Origin of the sequence: Kitasatospora phosalacinea (assembly GCF_000717185.1) — a bacterium.
Lineage (GTDB): Bacteria > Actinomycetota > Actinomycetes > Streptomycetales > Streptomycetaceae > Kitasatospora > Kitasatospora phosalacinea_A.
In genome coordinates this window covers 1-19,240 of the sequence record NZ_JNYE01000126.1, presented here as the reverse complement: position 1 = coordinate 19,240, position 19,240 = coordinate 1, and the positions used below count along the sequence as shown (strand labels likewise).

Genomic DNA, 19,240 nt, shown 5'->3' with positions numbered 1-19,240 from the left:
CCCCGACCCCCACCCCTCTACGGCGGAACCGGAGCCGACCCGGCGCAGCGCCAAACCCCCGCCGCACCCGGCTGTGCCGGGTCCGGCCCGGCGGGGCGCGCACAGGTGGGTGGGTGGGTGGGGCAGGCCCCGCGTCAGCGCAGCGTGTTCGCCGCCGCGACCGCCCTGAGCACCGCCGCCGCCTTGTTGCGGCACTCCGTGTCCTCCGCGTGCGGGTCGGAGTCGGCGACGACGCCCGCGCCCGCCTGGACGTACGCGGTCTCGTCGCGGATGACCGCCGTCCGGATGGCGATGGCCGTGTCGGAGTCGCCCGCGAAGTCCAGGTAACCGACGCAGCCGCCGTACAGGCCGCGGCGGGTGGGTTCGAGCTCCTCGATGATCTGCATGGCGCGGGGCTTGGGCGCGCCGGAGAGGGTGCCGGCGGGGAAGCAGGCGGTGAGGACGTCGAACGCGCTGCGGTCGGCGGCGACCTTGCCGGTGACGGTGGAGACGATGTGCATGACGTGGCTGTACCGCTCGACGGTCATGAACTCCACGACCTCCACCGAGCCGGGCGCGCAGACCCGCCCGAGGTCGTTGCGGCCGAGGTCGACGAGCATCAGGTGCTCGGCCCGCTCCTTGGGGTCGGCGAGCAGTTCGGCGGCGAGTTCGGCGTCCTCGTGCGGGGTGGCGCCGCGGTGCCTGGTCCCGGCGATGGGGTGCAGCATGGCCTCGCCCCCGGCGACCTTGACGAGGGCCTCGGGGCTGGAGCCGACCACGTCGAAGCCGCCGTCCGCGCCGCCGTCCGGGCCGGGGAAGCGGAACAGGTACATGTAGGGGCTGGGGTTGGTGGTGCGCAGGACGCGGTAGACGTCGAGCGCGGAGGCCCGGCAGGGCGCCTCGAAGCGCTGCGAGGGGACGACCTGGAAGGCCTCGCCGGCCCGGATCCGCTCCTTCACCACGTCGACGGCCTTGCGGTAGGGCTCGCCGCCGAACGGCGAGTGCGCGTCGACGGCGGTCGGGGTGTACGTGGCGAGGCCGGGGTCGACGGGGCGGCGCAGGTCGGCCTCCATCGCGTCGAGGCGGGCGACGGCGTCCGCGTGGGCCTCGTCGACGCCGGTGGCGAGGTCGTTGTGGTTGACCGCGTTGGCGATCAGCAGCACGGTGCCGTCGGCGTGGTCGAGGACGGCCAGGTCGGTGGCGAGCAGCAGGGTCAGCTCGGGGAGCTTCAGGTCGTCCGGGGTGAGGTTCGGGAGCTTCTCCAGGCGGCGCACCACGTCGTAGCCGAGGTAGCCGACCAGGCCGCCGGTGAGCGGCGGGAGGCCGTCGTCGGGGCGCCGGGGGGTGTGCAGGGCGGCGAGGGTGGCGCGCAGCACCTCCAGCGGGTCGCCGGTGGTGGGGATGCCGACGGGGGGTTCGCCGAGCCAGCGGGCGCCGCCGTCCTCGCCGACGGTGAGGACGGCGCCGGAGCGCACCCCGACGAAGGAGTACCGGGCCCAACTGCGGCCCTGCTCGGCGGACTCCAGCAGGAAGGTGCCGGGCCGCTCGGCGGCGAGGCTGCGGTACACGCCGATCGGGGTGAGGCCGTCCGCCAGGAGCCTGCGGGTGACCGGGATGACCCGGGTGTCGGCGGCGAGCGTGCGGAAAGCCTCAAGTTCCATGGGACACCGATCGGATGAGAAGGACGGGCGGTCGGACGGTCGGACGGTCGGACGGTCGGGGACAGGCTACTGGGCGAGCGGCAGCACGTCGGCGTCGAAGCAGGTCCGGTCGCCGGTGTGGCAGGCCGCGCCGACCTGGTCGACCTTGACCAGCAGGGTGTCCCCGTCGCAGTCCAGGGCGACCTGCTTGACGTGCTGGAAGTGGCCCGAGGTGTCGCCCTTCACCCAGTACTCGGCCCGGCTGCGGCTCCAGTACGTGCAGCGGCCGGTGGTCAGGGTGCGGTGCAGCGCCTCGTCGTCCATCCACCCGAGCATCAGCACCTCGCCGGTGTCGTACTGCTGGGCGACGGCGGGCAGCAGGCCGTCCGGGGTGCGCTTGAGGCGGGCGGCGATCGCCTGGTCCAGTGCGGTGCTGCCCGGGGCGGCGGGAGAGGTCGACATGGCCCCATTCTCGCAGGCCGCCCCGGGCGGAACCGCACTGCCCGGCGCCGGGACGCCCCGGCTCAGCCGAACGCCGTCCGGATCCGCGAGCGGTCCACCCGGTAGGGGTCCGGCTCCTGGTCCAGCCCGATGTCGTGGAGCAGTTCCTGCTCCATCGCGTTCCTGTTCGTCTCGCTGTTGAAGCCCTCCTTGAGGGCCCCCAGCGAGGACTTCCCGGCCGCCTTGAGGTTGCCCTTCAGCGTGCCGTCACCGCGCTCGACGCCCCCGCGGTCCTCCTCGTCGATGCCCAGCCCCGCCTTGATCCTGTCCTCGGCCCAGGCGCCGACCTTCTCGGTGGCCTTCTCGTCGACCTTCTGGGCGATCCTGGCGAGCCTGCTCTCGCCCTCCTCCAGCTTCCGGACGTCGTTGAAGGCCGCCTCGACCTTCTCCATCTTCTGCATCACCTTGCCGATGTCGCCGAGCTTGCGGGTCGCCTTCACCGCCTTGCCCATCTCCTGGAGGGCCTTCAGCAGTTCCTCCAGCGCCTTCGCCAGCTTGGTGGACACCCGCGCCACCCGCGCCACGAAGACGTCGATCTCCGCCTCGTCGAGCAGCGCGCCGACCACCGCGGCCGCGCCGAAGGTGACGAAGGAGAGCACCGCCTCCGCGGCCAGCGACACGATCAGCGACTCGATCGCCTCGGTGATGATCTCGATCACCATGCCCTCGGCCGTCGCGCACTCCTGCGCGGCCGAGTTGATGATCTGCGCGGTCTGCATCATCTCCTCGGCGGTCTGGTCGAGCGCGTCCGCGACGTTGCCCATGTGGCCGCCGAACGCGTCGCTCGCCGACCCCGCCCAGCTCTCCGCCACCGGCATCACGCCCGAGCGCAGCTCCGCCGCCACCGACCGCACGGCGGAGGCCTGTGCCTGCCACTCCATCGTCGCGCCGTTCAGCTCCGCCAGGTTGCCGGTGACCTTCTCCAGCATGTCCAGCAGCCCGGACTTCTCCAGCGCCCACTCGACCATCTCGTCGAGCGCCCCGCTCAGCCCGCCCCGGGACTTGTGCTCCGCCTCCGGCAGGCTCTTGATCGACTCCTGGATCTGCGCCCGGGCCCACGCGTACGCGTCGCTCCCGCCGTTCAGCAGCTCCGCCCCCGGCCCCGACACGTACGCCGGCTGGGTGCTCCAGCCCTCCGGCCCGGCCCCGGCGTGCTCCGCCCGGTACGCGCGCATCCCCTCCGTCGCGGCGCGGCCCAGCCCCGCAGCGACCGGGGTCCCCTCCTCCGGCTCCGGCTCCTCCTCCTCGGAGGAGCCGAACAGCCGCTCCCCGGCCCAGTCGCCGGCCTTGCCCCCCAGGCTGCCGGCCGCGTTCCTCGCGGCCTCCTTCAGCGCACCGCCGAACCAGCCCTCCTGCACGGCCTCCGGCTCGTCCGACGCACCGCCCCCGGTCTCCCCGCCGTCGTCGCCGGCCGGCCGCGCCGCACCCGGACGGACCTCCTCCGGGTCCCCCACCGCCGGCGCCCGACCGGTGCCGTCGTGACCGGCCGGGGGCGTCTGCGGTTGCGCGTGCGGCTGCGGCTGCGGCTGCGGGTGCCTGGAGGTGTCGACCGTGCTCGGGTCGGTCACCTGCGCGTGCTGCTGCTGCCGCGGCTGGGCGTAGCTCTCCCGCGGGTCGGGCCGCCTCGGCCTGCTCGACGTGCTGCTGCTCCCGCCACTGCCGCGCGCCATCAGCGACCACCCCCCAGGGTGCCCACGACGTGGTCCTCGTGGCTCGTGTAGTTCCGCGAAACCCCCGAGAGCCCCCGCGAACTGCCCTCCACCGCACTGCCGATCAGCCCGACGTTCTCGCGGCTGGCACCGGCGTGCTCCTGGTACGCCGAGGCCAGGTGCTGGGCGTTCGGCAGGTGCCCGAACGCGTCCGACGAGATCGTGATCGCGGCGGTCGCGGCCGCGATCCGGCTCAGCTGCTCGGCCTGCTCGGCCAGCAGCGACGAGTACCGGTCGAGCGCACTGGGCTCGACCCGAAACCCGTTGTCCCCCATGGCAGTTGCCTTTCTCCGACGTCCCGGTGACATCCCCCTGACAGGCCGGTCATCCTACTGATCAGCATGCAAAGGATGAGCAAACGAATGTCCGAAAAGGACTGACGTGACAGCTGTTGTGCCATCAGAATGGCCTTCGAATCAGGGGGGTTGGCATGAGCGGACGACAGAAGGCGTTCCTGGCGGGCCTGGTGGCCGCGCTCGTCGTCGTGGCAGCGGTGCTGCTGTGGCCCGACCCGAAGGAACCGGCCGCCGCCCCACCGCCCCCGAGCCCCAGCCCCAGCCCGACCCCGAGCCCCAGCCCGTCCAAGACGTACCCGTACCCGTACTACCCGCCGGGCACCTGCCTGTTGATGCCGTGGATCAGCGGGGTGAAGGACAGCACCGTCACGCCCTGCGACCAGCCGCACGACGCCGAGACCACCGCCAACGTCGTGATGCCCGACGGGCTGGCCGACGACCGGGCGGTCAACAAGGCGCTGCTGGAGCTCTGCGCACCGTCGCTGGAGGCGGTGCAGCGGCAGCAGGGCGGCTTCGACCTGTACAACAACAGCCCGATCGTCCCGTTGACGAAGTACTACCAGCAGGGGTACCGGGACGCCAGTTGCACCGTCACCGTCAGCAATCAGCAATCGGACCGCAAGCTGACCGCCCCGCTCCACCCGTGACCCTTAGGCTGGGCGCATGGTGAGTCTTGCGCAGGGCGAGCGGGCCCGGTTGAGTCGGTTGTTGGCGGCGGCGGGGCCGGAGGGGCCGACGCTGTGCGAGGGGTGGCTGGCACGGGACTTGGCGGCGCACCTGGTGGTGCGGGAGGGGCGGCCGGACGCGGCGGCGGGGATCCGGGTGGGGGCGCTGGCGGGGTGGACGGAGCGGGTGCAGGGGAAGGTCGCGGAGCGGGGGTACGAGGGGCTGGTGAAGTCGTTCCGCTCGGGGCCGCCGGCCTGGTCGCCGTTCAACCTGCCGGGGGTGGACGGGGCGGCGAACCTGGTGGAGTTCTTCGTGCACGCGGAGGACGTCCGCCGCGCGGTGCCGTTCGAGCCGGAGCCGCCGTCGGCGAAGCTGGCGGAGGCGCTGTGGCGGCGGCTCCCGGCGGTGGCGCGGTTCGGTGACGCGCGGGCGCCGCTCTCGTTGCGGCTGGTGCACCCGGACGGCCGGGAGGCGCTGGTGCGGCGGCGGGGCGCGCCGGAGGTGACGGTGCGCGGGGAGCCGGGCGAGCTGGTGCTGTTCCTGTACGGGCGGGGCGCCCGGGCCGCGGTGGTGGCGGAGGGCGCGCCGGAGGCGGTGGAGACGCTGTCGCACGTGCTGCCGCTGCCCGGGGCCGGGGCGGCGGCCTGACGGCGCGTCGGTCCGTTCGGTGCGGTCGGTGGGTGTGCCAGCCTGGCCCCGGGCCCCTGCCCGGCCCGGCCCCTCCCCCGCACCCCAGGAGCGCACGACCATGGTGAGCAGCGACTTCCGCCCCGGTTCGCCGAGCTGGATCGGCCTGGGCAGTCCGGACCTCGCCGAGTCCGGGCTGTTCTACGGTTCGCTGTTCGGCTGGGAGCTGGGCCCGCCCGGCCCTGACGGCTACGGCATCTTCCGCAGCGCGGGCCGGACGGTGGCGGGGGTCGGCCCGCTGACGGAGGCGGAGCCGATGCCCGCCTGGACGGTGCACTTCGCCGCGGCGGACGCGGCGGGGGTCGCGGCGGCGGCGGAGCGTTCGGGCGGCACCGTTCGGGTCGGGCCCGCCGAGGGGCCGGGCCGGCGGGGCCGGACCGCGCAACTGACCGACCCGACGGGCGGCCGGTTCGCGGTGCGGGAAACGGGCGGGGCGGCCGGGCCGGAGGCCGTCGCGGGCGCGCGGGGCGCGCTGTGCTGGGCGGAGCTGCACACCTCGGACGTGCCGGGGGCGCTGCGGTTCTACCGGGGCCTGTTCGGCTGGCGGAGCCGGAGCGCGGGCGTGCCGGGGGTGGAGTACGCGGTGCTGGGCCCGGCGGACGGCGGGGAGGAGTTCGGCGGCATCGCGGGCGTGCACCCGCGGGTGGACGTGGGCTGGCTGGTGCACTTCGCGGTGGCGGACGCGCTGCTGGCCACCGACGAGGTGCGGCGGCTGGGCGGGAGCGTGCTGGTGCCGCCGGAGCAGGTGCCGACGGTGGGCCGGATCGCGGTGCTGGCGGACCCGTTCGGCGCCCAGTTCGCGCTGCTGGAGCCGGAGCCCCGGCGGTGAGCCGGAGCCCCGACAGTGACGGCCGGAGCCCCGGCGGCGAGCCGGAACCCCGACAGTGACGCCGGAACCCCGGCAGTGGCCACGAGGGCCCCGGCACTGACCGCGGGGCCCCGGCACTGACCGCGAGGGCCCCGGCGGGCCTCAGCGGACGGGGTGCCCGGTGGCCCGGAGCTCGTCCTTGACCTGGCCGATCGTCAGGTCGCCGAAGTGGAAGACGCTGGCGGCGAGGACGGCGTCGGCCCCGGCGTCGACCGCGGGGGCGAAGTCGGCGAGCTTCCCGGCGCCGCCGGAGGCGATGACCGGGATGGAGACGGCCTTGCGGGCGGCCCGGATCATCTCCAGGTCGTAGCCGTCCTTGGTGCCGTCGGCGTCCATCGAGTTGAGCAGGATCTCGCCCGCGCCGAGTTCGGCGGCGCGCACCGCCCACTCGACGGCGTCGATGCCGGTGCCGCGGCGGCCGCCGTGGGTGGTGACCTCGAAGCCGGAGGCGGTCTCGGTGCCCTCGGGGCAGCGGCGGGCGTCGACCGAGAGGACGAGGACCTGGCGGCCGAAGCGCTGGGCGATCTCGCGGACGAGTTCGGGGCGGGCGATGGCGGCGGTGTTGACGCCGACCTTGTCGGCCCCGGCGCGCAGCAGCTTGTCGACGTCCTCGACGGCGCGGACGCCGCCGCCGACGGTGAGCGGGATGAAGACCTGCTCGGCGGTGCGGCGGACCACGTCGTAGGTGGTCTCGCGGGAGCCGGAGGAGGCGGTGATGTCGAGGAAGGTGAGTTCGTCGGCGCCCTGGGCGTCGTAGAGCTTGGCGAGCTCGACCGGGTCCCCGGCGTCGCGCAGGTTCTGGAAGTTGACGCCCTTGACGACGCGTCCGGCGTCCACGTCCAGGCAGGGGATGACGCGTACTGCGAGTGTCACGGCTGGGTGCCTTCCAAAGTGCGGGCGAGGCCCGGCCGGTGGGCCTCGACCTCGACCTCGACCATCATCCGGGAGTCGGTCAGGCCCTGGACGACCACCATGGTGGCGACCGGGCGGACCTGGTCGAAGAGTTCCTTGTGCGCGCGGCCGACCTCGTCGCAGTCCCGGACGTGGGTGAGGTACATCCGGGTGCGGACCACGTCGGCGGCGGTGAGTCCGTGGCGGGCGAGCGCGTCGAGGGCGACCGCGAAGGCGGCCAGCGTCTGCTCGTACGGGTCGCCCTCGTGGACGGGGACGCCGTCGTCGTAGGCGGTGCACCCCGAGACCAGGACGAAGTCCCCGGCCACCACCGCCCGGGAGAATCCGTACCGGTCCTCGTAGGGGGACTCGCCGGACGTGCGGGCGGTGGTGGGTGCCGGGGTTTCGTCGCTCATCGGGACACAGCCTCCAGGGCCTCTTCGAGGGTGAACTTCTGCTCGTAGAGCGCCTTCCCCACGATCGAGCCCTCGACGCCCTCCGGTACCAGGGTGGCGATGGCGCGCAGGTCGTCGAGCGACGACACGCCGCCGGAGGCCACGACGGGCTTGTCGGTGGCGGCGCAGACGTCGCGCAGCAGCTGCAGGTTGGGGCCGGTCAGGGTGCCGTCGCGGTTGACGTCGGTGACCACGTAGCGGGCGCAGCCCTCGGCGTCGAGGCGGGCCAGCACGTCGTAGAGCTGGCCGCCGTCGCGGGTCCAGCCGCGGCCGCGCAGGGTGGTGCCGACCACGTCGAGGCCGACGGCGACCTTGTCGCCGTGCTCGGCGATGACCTTGGCGACCCACTCGGGGGCCTCCAGGGCGGCGGTGCCGAGGTTGACCCGGGTGCAGCCGGTGGCGAGGGCGGCGGCGAGGGACTCGTCGTCGCGGATGCCGCCGGACAGCTCGACCTTGATGTCGAGGCGGCCGGTGACCTCGCGGAGCAGCTCGCGGTTGCTGCCGGTGCCGAAGGCGGCGTCGAGGTCGACCAGGTGCAGCCACTCGGCGCCGGCGTTCTGCCAGGCGAGGGCGGCGGCGAGCGGCTCGCCGAAGGAGGTCTCGGTGCCGGAGGCGCCCTTGACCAGGCGGACCGCCTGGCCGTCGCGGACGTCGACGGCGGGCAGCAGTTCGAGGCGGTTGGTCATGTTCTGAAGGACTCTTCCGTCGTCAGAGGGTGTCGACCCAGTTGGTCAGCAGGGCGGCTCCGGCGTCGCCGGACTTCTCGGGGTGGAACTGGGTGGCCCAGAGCGGGCCGTTCTCCACGGCGGCGACGAACGGCTGCCCGTGGGTGGCCCAGACCACCTTGGGGGCGCGGATCTTCTCGGAGTGGCTCTCCAGCACCCAGTGCCGCACGCCGTAGGAGTGCACGAAGTAGAACCGGGTGTCGGGGTCCATCCCGGCGAACATCCGGGTGCCCTCGGGGGCGTCGACGGTGTTCCAGCCCATGTGCGGGACGATCGGGGCGTCCAGCGGCTCGACGACGCCGGGCCACTCGTCGCACCCGGCGGTCTCGACGCCGTGCTCGACGCCCTTCTCGAACAGGATCTGCATGCCGACGCAGATGCCGAGCACCGGGCGGCCCCCGGCCAGCCGGCGCCCGATGACCTGCTCGCCGCGGACGGCCCGCAGGCCGCGCATGCACGCCTCGAAGGCGCCGACGCCGGGCACCAGCAGCCCGTCGGCGTCCAGCGCCTGCTGGAAGTCCGAGGTGACGGTGACGGTGGCGCCGGTGCGCTCGACCGCGCGCTGGGCGGAGCGCAGGTTGCCGGAGCCGTAGTCCAGCACCACGACGTTCTTGGACATCTGTAGGTCTCCTAGGGGCGCGCGGCTAGAGGCGCATGACGCCGGCGGCCAGGCACATGGCCGAGGCGAAGCCGAGGACGAGGACGACGCCCTTGGGCAGCTTCTGCTTCCAGAACGACCAGACGCCGCCCGCGAAGAAGAGCCCGAGGATGATGAACAGCGTGGCCATCAGAGCGCGCCCTTGGTGGACGGCAGGATGCCCGCGGCGCGCGGGTCGCGCTCGGAGGCGTAGCGCAGCGCCCGGGCGAGGGCCTTGAACTGGCACTCGACGATGTGGTGGGCGTTGCGGCCGTACGGCACGTGCACGTGCAGGGCGACCTGCGCCTGGGCGACGAAGGACTCCAGGATGTGCCGGGTCATCGTGGTGTCGTACGCGCCGATCATCGGGGCGATGTTCTCGGGCTCGGTGTGCACCAGGTACGGGCGGCCGGAGAGGTCGACGGTGACCTGGGCGAGCGACTCGTCCAGCGGGACGGTGCAGTTGCCGAACCGGTAGATGCCGACCTTGTCGCCGAGCGCCTGCTTGAAGGCGGCGCCGAGCGCGAGGGCGGTGTCCTCGATGGTGTGGTGGGTGTCGATGTGCAGGTCGCCCTCGGTCTTGACGGTGAGGTCGAAGAGGCCGTGGCGGCCGAGCTGGTCGAGCATGTGGTCGTAGAACCCGACGCCCGTGGAGACGTCCGTCTTGCCGGTTCCGTCGAGGTCGATCTCGACCAGGACGGAGGTCTCCTTGGTGGTGCGTTCGACGCGGCCGATGCGGGACATGCGGGTTACAGCTCCTTGCTCACGGTGGAGACGGCGCTCAGGAAGGCGTCGTTCTCGGCGGGGGTGCCGGCGGTGACGCGCAGCCAGCCGGGGACGCCGTTGTCGCGGATCAGCACGCCCTGGTCGAGGATCGCCCGCCACACCGCGTGGGTGTCGGCGAAGCGGCCGAACTGGATGAAGTTGGCGTCGGACTCGGTGACCTCGAAGCCGAGTCCGCGCAGCCCGAGCACCACCCGGTCGCGCTCGGACTTCAGCCGGTCGACGTAGCCGAGCAGGGTGTCGGTGTGCTCCAGGCAGGCCAGCGCGGTGGCCTGGGTGACGGCCGACAGGTGGTAGGGCAGCCGGACCAGCTGCACCGCGTCCACCACGGCCGGGTCGGCGGCGAGGTAGCCGAGCCGCAGCCCGGCGGCGCCGAACGCCTTGGACATGGTGCGGGTGACCACCAGGTTCGGGCGGCCCTCCAGCAGCGGCAGCAGCGAGGCGCGGTGCGAGAACTCGACGTACGCCTCGTCGACGATCACCATGCTGGGCCCGGCGGCCTGCGCGGCCTCGTACAGGGCGAGCACGGTCTCGGCGGCGACGGCGGTGCCGGTCGGGTTGTTCGGCGAGCAGACGAACACCACGTTCGGGCGCAGCTCGGCGATGGCCGCGCGGGCCGCGTCCAGGTCGATGGTGAAGTCCGCGTTGCGCGGGCCGGAGACCCAGCCGGTGCCGGTGCCGCGGGCGATCAGGGCGTGCATCGAGTACGAGGGCTCGAAGCCGATCGCGGTGCGGCCGGGCCCGCCGAAGGTCTGCAGCAGTTGCTGGAGCACCTCGTTGGAGCCGTTGGCGGCCCAGACCTGCTCGGTGCCGACGGCGAAGCCGGTGGTGTCGCTCAGGTACCGCGCCAGGCCGGTGCGCAGCTCGACCGCGTCCCGGTCCGGGTAGCGGTTGAGCCGGCGGGCGGCCTCGGCGACCCGCTCGGCGATCCGGGCGACCAGCGGCTCGGGCAGCGGGTACGGGTTCTCGTTGGTGTTGAGCTGGACGGGCACGTCCAACTGCGGTGCGCCGTACGGGGACTGGCCGCGCAGTTCGTCCCGGACGGGGAGGTCGTCGATCTTCGTCACGCGCCGGGTACCGTCCAGTCGAATCGGGCCTTCACAGCATCGCCGTGGCCGGGCAGGTCCTCGGCCTCGGACAGGTTGACCACGTGCGCGGCGATCCCGGCCAGCGCGGCGCGGTCGTACTCGACGACCTGGACGCCGCGCAGGAAGGTCTGCACGGACAGGCCGGAGGAGTGGCAGGCGCAGCCGCCGGTGGGCAGCACGTGGTTGGAGCCGGCCGCGTAGTCGCCCAGCGAGACCGGGGTGAAGCGGCCGAGGAAGATCGCGCCCGCGTTGCGGACCCGCTCGGAGACGGCGTGCGGCTCGGCGGTCTGGATCTCCAGGTGCTCGGCGGCGTAGGCGTTGACCACGGCGAGGCCCTGCTCCAGGTCGTCGACCAGGATGATGCCGGACTGCGGGCCGCCGAGCGCCTCGGCCACCCGCTCGGAGTGCTTGGTGCGGGCGACCTGCGCCTTGAGTTCGGCCTCCACCGCGTCGGCCAGCAGCGGCGAGGCGGTGACCAGCACGGAGCCGGAGGTCGGGCCGTGCTCGGCCTGGCTGATCAGGTCGGCGGCGACCTCCGCGGCGTCCGCCGTGTCGTCGGCGAGGACCATGATCTCGGTCGGGCCGGCCTCCGAGTCGATGCCGATCCGGCCCGCGAACAGGCGCTTGGCGGCGGCGACGTAGATGTTGCCGGGGCCGGTGACCAGGTTGACCGGCTCGCACTCCTCGGTGCCGAGGGCGAACATCGCCACCGCCTGGGCGCCGCCGACCGCGTAGACCTCGTCCACGCCGAGCAGCGCGCAGGCGGCCAGGATGGTCGGGTGGACGCGGCCGCCGAACGCCTTCTGCGGCGGCGAGGTGACGGCGATGCCGCGCACCCCGGCCTCTTGGGCGGGCACCACGTTCATCACCACGGAGGACGGGTAGACCGCGAGGCCGCCGGGCACGTACAGGCCGACCCGGTCGACCGGCACCCAGCGCTGGGTGACGGTGCCGCCGGGCACCACCTGCGTGGTGTGGCCGACCCGGCGCTGGTCGGAGTGGACGGCGCGGGCGCGGCGGATCGACTCCTCCAGCGCGGCGCGGACCTTCGGGTCCAGCTGCTCCAGCGCCTCGGCGATCTGCCCGGCCGGGACGCGGGTGGACTCCAGCCGGACGCCGTCGAAGCGCTCGGTGATCTCGATCAGCGCCGCGACCCCGCGATGGCGCACGTCCTCCGCGATCGGCCGGACCTTCTCCAGGGCGGCTTCGACGTCGAACTCGGCACGGGGCAGCACGTCGCGCGGGTCCGTGGAGGAGCCGCGGAGGTCGATTCGAGAGATCACAGGCCCAAGTGTAAGGAGTGGCGAAAACCGACAGCCCGGCATTTCAGTCCGTGATACGAAGGGTGAGACGAAACCAAGATCATCGGGGGGCGCGGTGGAGCAGGCACCGGACGACTGGACCGACACCGAGCGCGGCCTGTGGGAGGCCTTCCGGCACGGCGAGGTGTACGACCTGCGGGCCGGGAGCGGCCCCGTCGAGCTGCTGCTCCCCGCCCCCGCCGGGCAGGCCGTCCGCCCGGCGGACGAGCACCACGGCCCGGACGACCCGTTCGGCGCGGACGCCTGGGGCCCGGAGCGCACCGTCCGCGCCGAGGTGATCGCCCGGCTGCTGCTGCACGGCCCGGAGGCCGCCCCCGGCAAGGTCAGCGCGCTCAAGCTCACCGGCGCCCGGATCACCGGCGAGTTCACCCTCGCGGGCGGCCGGATCGGCTGCTACGTCGAGTTCCAGCTCTGCCGCTTCGAACGCAAGCTGCTGCTCTCCGAGGCCACCGCGGGCACCCTGCGGATCGTCTCCTGCGCCCTCCCCCGGCTGGAGGCCTCCCGGCTGGCCAGCGAGGGCGACGTGCACCTCGCCCGCTGCGGCATACCCGGCGGCGTCCGGCTCACCGACGCCCGGATCGGCACCGACCTGCTGCTCAACCAGACCGCCGTCGGCCCGGACGCGTACGGGCGGGCGGTCTCCGCCGACGGGATCGCGATCAACCAGGACTGCGAGGCCGAACGCCTCGACCTGCTCGGCGAGCTCAGCCTGCGCTCGGCCCGGATCGGCGGGCGGCTCTCGCTGCGCGGCGGCTCGCTGCGGGCCGCGGGCCCGGACAACCCGAACGCGATCAACGCGGCCCGGGTCACCGTCGGCCACACCCTGTACCTGTCCGGCTCCGAGGACGCCAACTGGACGGGCTCGCGCACCGTCTACGGCTCCGGCTACGGCGGGTCCACGGCCGCCGCCCCCTACCGGGACACCACCCACACCCCGTTCCGCTCCTGGGGGAGGATCCGGCTCTCCGACGGGCGCTTCGACAACGCCGTCCTGATCACCAACGCCGAGTTCCACCTCGGCGAGGGCGAGGAGCTCACGCTCAGCCGGATCCAGAGCCCCGAACTCCGCTTCACCTGCGACACCCCGCCCACCGGCCCGGTCAGCCTCAACCGCGCCCGGATCGGCAACCTGGTCGACGCCCCCTCCGCCTGGCCCACCGCCCACCACGTCTCACTCACCGGCTTCAGCTACGAGTCGCTCCGCCCCACCGAGCCCTTCCCGCTGGAGCGCCGGATCGCCTGGGTCGACTCCGGCCGGGAGTTCCGCCCCGAGGCGTACGAGCAGCTCGCCGCCGCCCTGCGCCGCGACGGCGCCGACGAGGACGCCCGCACCGTCCTGTACGCCAAGCAGCGCCGCCGCCGCCGCACCCTGCCGCTGCCCGGCCGGCTCTGGGGCCACCTCCAGGACGCCGCCGTCGGCTACGGCTACCGGCCCGGCCGGGCCGCCGCCTGGCTGGTCCTCGCCTGGGTGCTCGGCACCGCGTACTTCGCCGCCCACGAGCCCGCCCCCGTCAAGGCCGACGAGCACGTGCGGTGGAACCCCGCCCTGTACGCGGCCGGCAAGGTCCTCCCGCTGATCGACCTCGGCCAGAACGGCTGGGACCCGGACCCCGCCGGCCAGTGGATCGCCACGGCCCTGGTGCTGACCGGCTGGGTGCTCGCCACCACCGCCGTCGCGGGCGTCACCAGGCTGCTCCAGCGCGGCTGACACCCCCGGCGGCGGACAACTGCGGCGCGGCGGCGGCCCGCCGCCAACTACGCTGTCCGCCGTGACTGATCGGCTCCCGCTCTTCCCGCTGAACACGGTCCTGTACCCGGGCCTGGTGATGCCCCTGCACGTCTTCGAGGAGCGCTACCGCCACTTGGTCGCCGACCTGCTCGAACAGCCCGAGGACGCGCCGCGCCGCTTCGGCGTGGTCGCCGTCAAGGACGGCCGGGAGACCGCGCCCGTCCGCGAACTCGACGCTCCCGCAGGCCCGTTGGACGGCATCGGCGCCCCCGGCGGCGACCCGCTGGAGGCGCTCTACCCGGTCGGCTGCGTCGCCGACGTCGCCTCCGTCCGGGAGCAGCCCGAGGGCCGCTACGAACTCCTCGTCACCGGCACCACCCGGTTCCGGCTGCGCGCCCTCGACGCCACCGGCCCCTACCTGGTCGGCGAGGTCTCCGTGCTGCCCGAGGAGCCCGGCGAGGGCTCCGGCGCGCTCGCCGCGGGCGTCGAACGCGCCTTCCGCACCTACCAGAAGCGCCTCGCCGGGGCCCGCGAGGCCACCCTCAGCGGCGAACCCGAGCTCCCCGACGACCCGCAGGTCCTCTCCTACCTGGTCGCCGCCGCGACCTCGCTGCCCACCAAGGTCAAGCAGGAGCTCCTCGCCTGCCCCGACAACGCCCAGCGCCTCACCCGCGAACTCGCCCTGCTCCGCCACGAGAGCGCGGTCCTCGCCAAACTCCCCTCCCTGCCCGCCGTCGACCTCACCCGCCAGGCGTTCAGCCCCAACTGAGGACCCCCCTTGGCCAAGAAGAAGACCACCGGCGGCACCCCCGCCACCGTCGCCCTCGACACCGCGGGCGTCCCGTTCACCGTCCACGAGTACGCCCACGACCCGGCCGCCGCCTCCTACGGCGCCGAGGCCGCCGAGGCGATGGGCGTCTCCGCCGACCGCGTCTTCAAGACCCTGCTCGCCGAGACCGACGGCGCCCTCGCCGTCGCGGTCGTCCCGGTCTCCGGCCAGCTCGACCTCAAGGCCCTCGCCGCCGCCCTCGGCACCAAGCGCGCCGCCATGGCCGACCCCGCCGCCGCCGAACGCTCCACCGGCTACGTGGTCGGCGGCATCTCCCCGCTCGGCCAGCGCAAGAAGCTCCGCACCGTCGTCGACTCCGGCGCCCTCGCCCACCCCACCGTCTTCGTCTCCGCGGGCAAGCGCGGCACCGAGGTCGAACTCGCCCCCGCCGACCTCGTCCGCCTCACCGCGGCCCTCACCGCCCCCATCGCCAAGCCCTGAGAAGCACCGCCCGGAAGCGCACCGCCGGGAATCCCCGCAGGGAAGCGCACCGCAGGGGGCGCGGGGACCTGTCAGCCGTTCACGCCTTGTCGAGCGAAGGGCCCTGCTGCGGCGCCGCGGGCCCCGGGGTGGCCCAGTACGGCGGCTGGTCCGGCTCCCGCTTGCCGAAGGTCGCGGAGAGGAACAGCAGCACGATCATCGCCGTCATCGGCCAGACCATCAGCGCCCCCTTCGCGGTGAGCTCCAGCGGCCCGTCGAAGGTGCCGCCGTTGCCGACGGAGAGCGCGTGGGCGCGCAGGTCGGTGGTGGCGCCGAGGTGGGTGCCGAGCTGCCAGGCGATGACGGAGCCGAGCAGGCCGCCCGCGGCGAGGCCGACCGCGACGGAGATGCCGCCGCCGCGGGCCCGGGTCCACAGGAAGGCGCCCAGCGAGGTCAGCAGGCCGAGGCCGAGGCCGAGCAGGGAGAAGACGCCGGCCGCACCGATCAGCTCCTCGCCCTCCGGGTCGCGGTACAGGATGTGGTTGTCCTGGACGGCGTAGCCGACCCGGGGCGCCAGCCAGAGCCAGAGCAGCCCGAGGCCGAGGCCGAGGACCGCCCCGGCGACGGTGATGACCGCTCCGATCCGCAGTTCGGGGCCGAGCGGCGGCCGCTCCGCACGGGCGGACGGCTGCGGCGGGAAGACCGGGGCGTAGGGGTCCGGCCCGGGCGTGCTGCCCGCAGGTGTGTTCGGTACGGTCACGACCCCATCGTTTCACGACCCACCCGAAAGCTGTCGGTCTCCACCTCGGAACGACCCCGTACAGCACCGGGCCACCGCCCCGACGAACCAGCACGACCCACCCGAAAGCTGTCGCTCTCCGCCCCGGAACGACCCCGTGCGGAGCCTCTCAGCGCGCAGCGCGCCGGTACGCCCAGGTGGCGAGGGTGAGCGAGACCAGGCCGACCGCGCCGCAGACGCCGAGGTCGAGGAGGACGCGGCCCCAGTCGGGGTGCGGGGCGAAGGTGAGGGCGAAGGCGTCGACGCCGTAGCTGGAGGGGAGCAGGTCGCGCAGCCACTGCACCGGCTCGGGGAGCCGGGAGGCGGGCAGGACGCCGAGCAGCAGGGCCGCGGACATGCCGAGCTGCCCGGCGAGGGTGGCGAGCTCCTGGCGGGGGGCGAGCAGCCCGAGCGCGGCGCCGAGCCCGGCGAGGGCGGCGCCGGAGAGCGGGATGACGGCGAGCAGGATCCACGTCCGGGCGACCGGCAGTTCGAACATCCAGCTGCCGATCCCGGCGGTCACGAAGACCCCGGGGACGGTGAAGGAGGCGTACGCGGCGGCGGTGCCGAGGACCACGGAGGCGGGCGGCACGGGCAGGGTCGCGTAGTGGTCGAGGCCGCCGGTGGCGCGGAGCTTCCCGAAGTACTGGGCGAGCAGGTTGAGCGCGACGAAGGCGACGACCAGGACGGCGGAGCCCGCGACCACCGCGTGCGCGGAGGGGTTGTCGCCGGGGTCGACGACCCCCCGCATCATGACCAGGATGCCGACGGACTGGAAGGTCGCGACGAACAGCAGCGGGATCCGGGAGACCTTGGCCCGGGCCAGCTGGGCGCGGTAGACGGCGGCCAGGGCGGGCAGCAGCCGGGCGGCGGGGGCGAGCGGGGCGGGGGCGGTGCTGACGGCGGGGGTGTCGAGCAGCGTCATCGGGCGAGTCCTCCGGTCCGGCCGCCGAGCCGGAGGTAGGCGTCCTCCAGGGTGGGGGTGGCGAGGGTGAAGTCGTCGAGGGCGGCGAAGGCGGGGCCGGTGGTGACGGCGGCGACCAGTTCGCGGGCCTCGTCGGGGGTGGTGCGCAGGGTCCAGCGGCGGCCGGTGCGCTCGGCGCGTTCGGCGAGCGCGGCGACGGCGGGGACGGTGAGCGGTGCGTCGGTGCGCCAGACCAGGTCGAGCCGGACGTGGCCGTCGACGAGCGCCTTGAGGCCGCCGGGCGTGTCGCAGGCGATGACCCTGCCCGCGTCGATCACGGCGACCCGGTCGAGGACGGTCTCGGCCTCGATGACGTTGTGGGTGACCAGCAGCACGGTGGTGCCGCGTTCGGCGCGGCGGCGGTCGACGGCGCTCCAGACGGCGCGGCGGGCGACGGGGTCCATGCCGGTGGTGGGTTCGTCCAGGACGAGCAGCGGGCGCTCGCCGATCAGGACGGCGGCGAAGCAGGCGAGGCGGCGCTGGCCGCCGGAGAGCTTGGCGAGCGGGCGGTGGGCGAGCGCTCCGAGGCCGAGCTCGGCGATCACGTCGGCGGTCTCGGCGCGGGCGGCGGCCCGGGTGAGGCCGCGCAGGCGGCCGGTGGTCTCGGCGGCCAGGGCGACGGTGAGCTCGTCGAGGGCGGTGGACTCCTGGCCGAGGTAGCCGAGCAGCCGGGCGGCCCGTTCGGGGTGCCGGACGACGTCGTGGCCGAGCAGGTCGATGCTGCCGGAGTCGGGGCGGAGCAGGCCGGTGAGCTGGCGCACCAGGGTGGACTTCCCGGCGCCGTTGGGGCCGAGCAGGCCGAAGACCTCGCCGCGCCGGACGTCGAGGTCGATGCCGTCGTTGGCCCTGACCTCGGTGCCGCCCGCCCGGTAGGTCTTGACCAGGCCGCTGACCGTGCAGCAGCCCTGAGGTGCCTTGCTCACGTCGGAAGACTCTACGCGCCGTAAGGGGCGTTCCGGACACGCGGGGTCCGGGCCGCGCCCCGGGCGTCAGTCCTCCCGGAGGGCCTCCGGGGTGCGCCGGGCGTCGGGGACGCGGGCGGCGAGCTCCTTCCAGAAGCCCTCCCGGATCGCGTACCTGTCCTGTTCGTCGATCTGGTCCTCCTTGTGCGCGAGCAGGCCGAACCGGGCGGCGTAGCGCAGCAGTTCGCCGTCCAGGCGGTGCGGGATGCGCGGGTGGTCGGTCCACAGCAGCTCGGGGCGCTCGGCGGCGGCGAGGCGGTCGAGCCAGCGGCGGGCGAAGACCTGGCCGACCTCCTGCGGGTCGCCGCCGACGCTGGTGATGTCCTCCTCGCGGTCGGCCCAGCGCTGGGCGGAGGTGGTGAGCCGGTCCAGGGTGGGCAGGGCGTCGGCGGCGGTGGCGCCGTCGGCGCGGTCGACCCAGCCGCGGTCGGACGACCAGCGCAGCACCGGCCCGACGGACACCGCGGCGGCGGGCGGGCCGGTGGCGGCGCGCCCGGCGAGGTCCTTGGGCGTGGGGATGACCCGCAGCGGGGCGCTGCGGGCGGGGGCGGGCACGGCGGCGGCGGCCGCGACGGCGGCCGCGGGCGCGGGCACCAGCGGGACGGGGCGGGGTCGCGGCGCGGCGGCGGGCAGCACGGCGACGGGCAGCACCCGGGGGACGGGCTCGGCGGTCTCCTTGGGGCGGGCCCAGCGTTCGATCCACTGCCGGTCCAGCACCCGGCGCTCGTCGGCCTCGCCGACCAGCTCCTCGGACTGGTTGAAGTCCCCGTCCGCGGCCTCCAGCGCCCACAGGTGGACGGCGACGCCGTGCTCCTTCGCGGAGGCGACGCCGGGCAGCAGGTCCCCGTCGCCGGTGACCAGCACCACGTCGGCACAGGCGTGGTTGCGGGCCAGCTCGCTGAGTTCGGCGTGCATCGCCGCGTCCACGCCCTTCTGCACCCAGCGGCCCTCGGCCCTGGTCAGCGCGCCCAGCCGGACGGTGACCCGGGGCAGCACCCGCAGCCTGCGGTGCTCGGGGGCGGGACGGCGGTCGACGGCCGCGTCGAACCAGTAGATCCGCAGCAGCGGCAGGCCGGTCTCCTCCTCGGCCCGCTCGCGCAGCGCACCGATCAGCACCGGGTGGTCGACGGCGATCCGGGAACGGCCCGGCTCCCCCGCGAGCAGACTGGCGGCCGCGCCCAGCAGGTAGCCCGCGTCGACCAGGACGACGCAGCGGTCCATCTCCGGCACCTCTTCCTCGGCCCGGCCCGGCGGTGGGGCTCCGCCCGGCGGCCCGGCGACCGTTGGGCACACCTTTACCCCCCGTTCGCC

General features: G+C 74.4%; 22 protein-coding genes. 6 read left to right on the top strand and 16 right to left on the bottom strand.

The genetic code is table 11. The annotated features are described in order from the left end of the window. Positions 1 to 134: 134 nt before the first annotated feature. The 4 genes from OO57_RS34330 to OO57_RS34315 form a co-directional block, all read right to left on the bottom strand. Positions 135 to 1,640: an anthranilate synthase component I gene (locus OO57_RS34330; RefSeq protein WP_033256697.1), complete on the bottom strand. Its 1,506-nt coding sequence runs from the start codon at positions 1,638 to 1,640 to the stop codon at positions 135 to 137. 66 nt (positions 1,641 to 1,706) lie between these two features. After that, positions 1,707 to 2,081, bottom strand: coding sequence for a phosphoribosyl-AMP cyclohydrolase (gene hisI, locus OO57_RS34325; protein ID WP_033256696.1), 375 nt, complete (start codon positions 2,079 to 2,081; stop codon positions 1,707 to 1,709). Between the two features lie 62 nt (positions 2,082 to 2,143). Further along, positions 2,144 to 3,790 carry a WXG100 family type VII secretion target gene (locus OO57_RS34320; protein ID WP_033256695.1) on the bottom strand — a complete coding sequence of 549 codons (1,647 nt, stop codon included), beginning with the start codon at positions 3,788 to 3,790 and terminating at the stop codon, positions 2,144 to 2,146. Then, the gene (locus OO57_RS34315) at positions 3,790 to 4,104 is read right to left on the bottom strand and encodes a hypothetical protein (protein WP_033256694.1); all 315 of its coding nucleotides are present in this window, start codon (positions 4,102 to 4,104) and stop codon (positions 3,790 to 3,792) included. The genes OO57_RS34320 and OO57_RS34315 overlap by 1 nt, the downstream gene beginning before the upstream one ends. Before the next feature lie 155 nt (positions 4,105 to 4,259). Between OO57_RS34315 and OO57_RS34310 the strand changes: the two genes are divergently transcribed. From OO57_RS34310 to OO57_RS34300, 3 genes are all read left to right on the top strand, one after another. After that, positions 4,260 to 4,772 (top strand): septum formation family protein, encoded by a 513-nt coding sequence (locus OO57_RS34310; protein WP_033256693.1) that lies wholly within the window; start codon positions 4,260 to 4,262, stop codon positions 4,770 to 4,772. A 16-nt stretch (positions 4,773 to 4,788) separates the two neighbouring features. After that, positions 4,789 to 5,439 (top strand): TIGR03085 family metal-binding protein, encoded by a 651-nt coding sequence (locus OO57_RS34305; protein ID WP_033256692.1) that lies wholly within the window; start codon positions 4,789 to 4,791, stop codon positions 5,437 to 5,439. A 100-nt stretch (positions 5,440 to 5,539) separates the two neighbouring features. After that, a complete protein-coding gene (locus OO57_RS34300; protein WP_033256691.1) occupies positions 5,540 to 6,307 on the top strand; it encodes a VOC family protein in 768 nt (255 codons plus the stop codon). 141 nt (positions 6,308 to 6,448) lie between these two features. Here the strand turns inward: OO57_RS34300 and hisF are convergent, their stop codons facing one another. From hisF to hisD, 8 genes are read right to left on the bottom strand one after another with little or no spacing between them, the layout of a single operon-like run. Continuing rightward, positions 6,449 to 7,219 (bottom strand): imidazole glycerol phosphate synthase subunit HisF, encoded by a 771-nt coding sequence (gene hisF / locus OO57_RS34295; protein ID WP_033256690.1) that lies wholly within the window; start codon positions 7,217 to 7,219, stop codon positions 6,449 to 6,451. Further along, a complete protein-coding gene (locus OO57_RS34290; RefSeq protein WP_051778621.1) occupies positions 7,216 to 7,653 on the bottom strand; it encodes a RidA family protein in 438 nt (145 codons plus the stop codon). The genes hisF and OO57_RS34290 overlap by 4 nt, the downstream gene beginning before the upstream one ends. Then, complete coding sequence (gene priA, locus OO57_RS34285; protein ID WP_033256689.1) at positions 7,650 to 8,378, bottom strand: bifunctional 1-(5-phosphoribosyl)-5-((5-phosphoribosylamino)methylideneamino)imidazole-4-carboxamide isomerase/phosphoribosylanthranilate isomerase PriA; 729 nt, start codon at positions 8,376 to 8,378, stop codon at positions 7,650 to 7,652. Before priA ends, OO57_RS34290 begins: the two co-directional genes overlap by 4 nt. 22 nt (positions 8,379 to 8,400) lie before the next feature. Next, entirely contained in the window at positions 8,401 to 9,036 is a 636-nt protein-coding gene (hisH, locus tag OO57_RS34280) for an imidazole glycerol phosphate synthase subunit HisH (RefSeq protein WP_033256688.1), read from the bottom strand. A 25-nt stretch (positions 9,037 to 9,061) separates the two neighbouring features. Next, the gene (locus tag OO57_RS44965; RefSeq protein ID WP_033256687.1) at positions 9,062 to 9,205 is read right to left on the bottom strand and encodes a hypothetical protein; all 144 of its coding nucleotides are present in this window, start codon (positions 9,203 to 9,205) and stop codon (positions 9,062 to 9,064) included. Next, positions 9,205 to 9,798 carry an imidazoleglycerol-phosphate dehydratase HisB gene (hisB, locus tag OO57_RS34270; protein WP_030463810.1) on the bottom strand — a complete coding sequence of 198 codons (594 nt, stop codon included), beginning with the start codon at positions 9,796 to 9,798 and terminating at the stop codon, positions 9,205 to 9,207. Before hisB ends, OO57_RS44965 begins: the two co-directional genes overlap by 1 nt. Positions 9,799 to 9,803: 5 nt before the next feature. Beyond that, the gene (locus tag OO57_RS34265; RefSeq protein ID WP_033256686.1) at positions 9,804 to 10,904 is read right to left on the bottom strand and encodes a histidinol-phosphate transaminase; all 1,101 of its coding nucleotides are present in this window, start codon (positions 10,902 to 10,904) and stop codon (positions 9,804 to 9,806) included. Further along, complete coding sequence (gene hisD, locus OO57_RS34260) at positions 10,901 to 12,208, bottom strand: histidinol dehydrogenase (protein WP_033256685.1); 1,308 nt, start codon at positions 12,206 to 12,208, stop codon at positions 10,901 to 10,903. The genes OO57_RS34265 and hisD overlap by 4 nt, the downstream gene beginning before the upstream one ends. Positions 12,209 to 12,302: 94 nt before the next feature. Between hisD and OO57_RS34255 the strand changes: the two genes are divergently transcribed. From OO57_RS34255 to ybaK, 3 genes are all read left to right on the top strand, one after another. Beyond that, on the top strand, positions 12,303 to 13,955 hold the full coding sequence (locus OO57_RS34255; RefSeq protein WP_033256684.1) for a hypothetical protein: 1,653 nt from the start codon (positions 12,303 to 12,305) through the stop codon (positions 13,953 to 13,955). Between the two features lie 61 nt (positions 13,956 to 14,016). After that, the gene (locus OO57_RS34250; protein WP_033256683.1) at positions 14,017 to 14,745 is read left to right on the top strand and encodes an LON peptidase substrate-binding domain-containing protein; all 729 of its coding nucleotides are present in this window, start codon (positions 14,017 to 14,019) and stop codon (positions 14,743 to 14,745) included. Positions 14,746 to 14,754: 9 nt separating this feature from the next. Beyond that, a complete protein-coding gene (ybaK, locus tag OO57_RS34245) occupies positions 14,755 to 15,246 on the top strand; it encodes a Cys-tRNA(Pro) deacylase (protein ID WP_033256682.1) in 492 nt (163 codons plus the stop codon). Between the two features lie 79 nt (positions 15,247 to 15,325). On the opposite strand, the gene OO57_RS34240 is transcribed toward ybaK, so the two are convergent. The 4 genes from OO57_RS34240 to OO57_RS34225 all read right to left on the bottom strand — a co-directional run bounded on the left by OO57_RS34240 (position 15,326) and on the right by OO57_RS34225 (position 19,150). After that, on the bottom strand, positions 15,326 to 15,985 hold the full coding sequence (locus OO57_RS34240) for a hypothetical protein (protein WP_033256681.1): 660 nt from the start codon (positions 15,983 to 15,985) through the stop codon (positions 15,326 to 15,328). A gap of 148 nt (positions 15,986 to 16,133) precedes the next feature. Continuing rightward, positions 16,134 to 16,928: an ABC transporter permease gene (locus OO57_RS34235; RefSeq protein WP_033256680.1), complete on the bottom strand. Its 795-nt coding sequence runs from the start codon at positions 16,926 to 16,928 to the stop codon at positions 16,134 to 16,136. After that, on the bottom strand, positions 16,925 to 17,890 hold the full coding sequence (locus tag OO57_RS34230) for an ABC transporter ATP-binding protein (protein WP_033256679.1): 966 nt from the start codon (positions 17,888 to 17,890) through the stop codon (positions 16,925 to 16,927). The genes OO57_RS34235 and OO57_RS34230 overlap by 4 nt, the downstream gene beginning before the upstream one ends. A 66-nt stretch (positions 17,891 to 17,956) precedes the next feature. Next, entirely contained in the window at positions 17,957 to 19,150 is a 1,194-nt protein-coding gene (locus OO57_RS34225; protein WP_033256678.1) for an NYN domain-containing protein, read from the bottom strand. Positions 19,151 to 19,240 lie beyond the last annotated feature (90 nt).

What these genes read in the sequence shown, in the direction of transcription:
- OO57_RS34330 (WP_033256697.1), bottom strand. Translation starts at nt 1,640, where the DNA reads ATGGAACTTGAGGCTTTCCGCACGCTCGCCGCCGACACCCGGGTCATC.
- hisI (WP_033256696.1), bottom strand. Translation starts at nt 2,081, where the DNA reads ATGTCGACCTCTCCCGCCGCCCCGGGCAGCACCGCACTGGACCAGGCG.
- OO57_RS34320 (WP_033256695.1), bottom strand. Translation starts at nt 3,790, where the DNA reads ATGGCGCGCGGCAGTGGCGGGAGCAGCAGCACGTCGAGCAGGCCGAGG.
- OO57_RS34315 (WP_033256694.1), bottom strand. Translation starts at nt 4,104, where the DNA reads ATGGGGGACAACGGGTTTCGGGTCGAGCCCAGTGCGCTCGACCGGTAC.
- OO57_RS34310 (WP_033256693.1), top strand. Translation starts at nt 4,260, where the DNA reads ATGAGCGGACGACAGAAGGCGTTCCTGGCGGGCCTGGTGGCCGCGCTC.
- OO57_RS34305 (WP_033256692.1), top strand. Translation starts at nt 4,789, where the DNA reads ATGGTGAGTCTTGCGCAGGGCGAGCGGGCCCGGTTGAGTCGGTTGTTG.
- OO57_RS34300 (WP_033256691.1), top strand. Translation starts at nt 5,540, where the DNA reads ATGGTGAGCAGCGACTTCCGCCCCGGTTCGCCGAGCTGGATCGGCCTG.
- OO57_RS34290 (WP_051778621.1), bottom strand. Translation starts at nt 7,653, where the DNA reads ATGAGCGACGAAACCCCGGCACCCACCACCGCCCGCACGTCCGGCGAG.
- priA (WP_033256689.1), bottom strand. Translation starts at nt 8,378, where the DNA reads ATGACCAACCGCCTCGAACTGCTGCCCGCCGTCGACGTCCGCGACGGC.
- hisH (WP_033256688.1), bottom strand. Translation starts at nt 9,036, where the DNA reads ATGTCCAAGAACGTCGTGGTGCTGGACTACGGCTCCGGCAACCTGCGC.
- OO57_RS44965 (WP_033256687.1), bottom strand. Translation starts at nt 9,205, where the DNA reads ATGGCCACGCTGTTCATCATCCTCGGGCTCTTCTTCGCGGGCGGCGTC.
- hisB (WP_030463810.1), bottom strand. Translation starts at nt 9,798, where the DNA reads ATGTCCCGCATCGGCCGCGTCGAACGCACCACCAAGGAGACCTCCGTC.
- OO57_RS34235 (WP_033256680.1), bottom strand. Translation starts at nt 16,928, where the DNA reads ATGACGCTGCTCGACACCCCCGCCGTCAGCACCGCCCCCGCCCCGCTC.
- OO57_RS34225 (WP_033256678.1), bottom strand. Translation starts at nt 19,150, where the DNA reads ATGGACCGCTGCGTCGTCCTGGTCGACGCGGGCTACCTGCTGGGCGCG.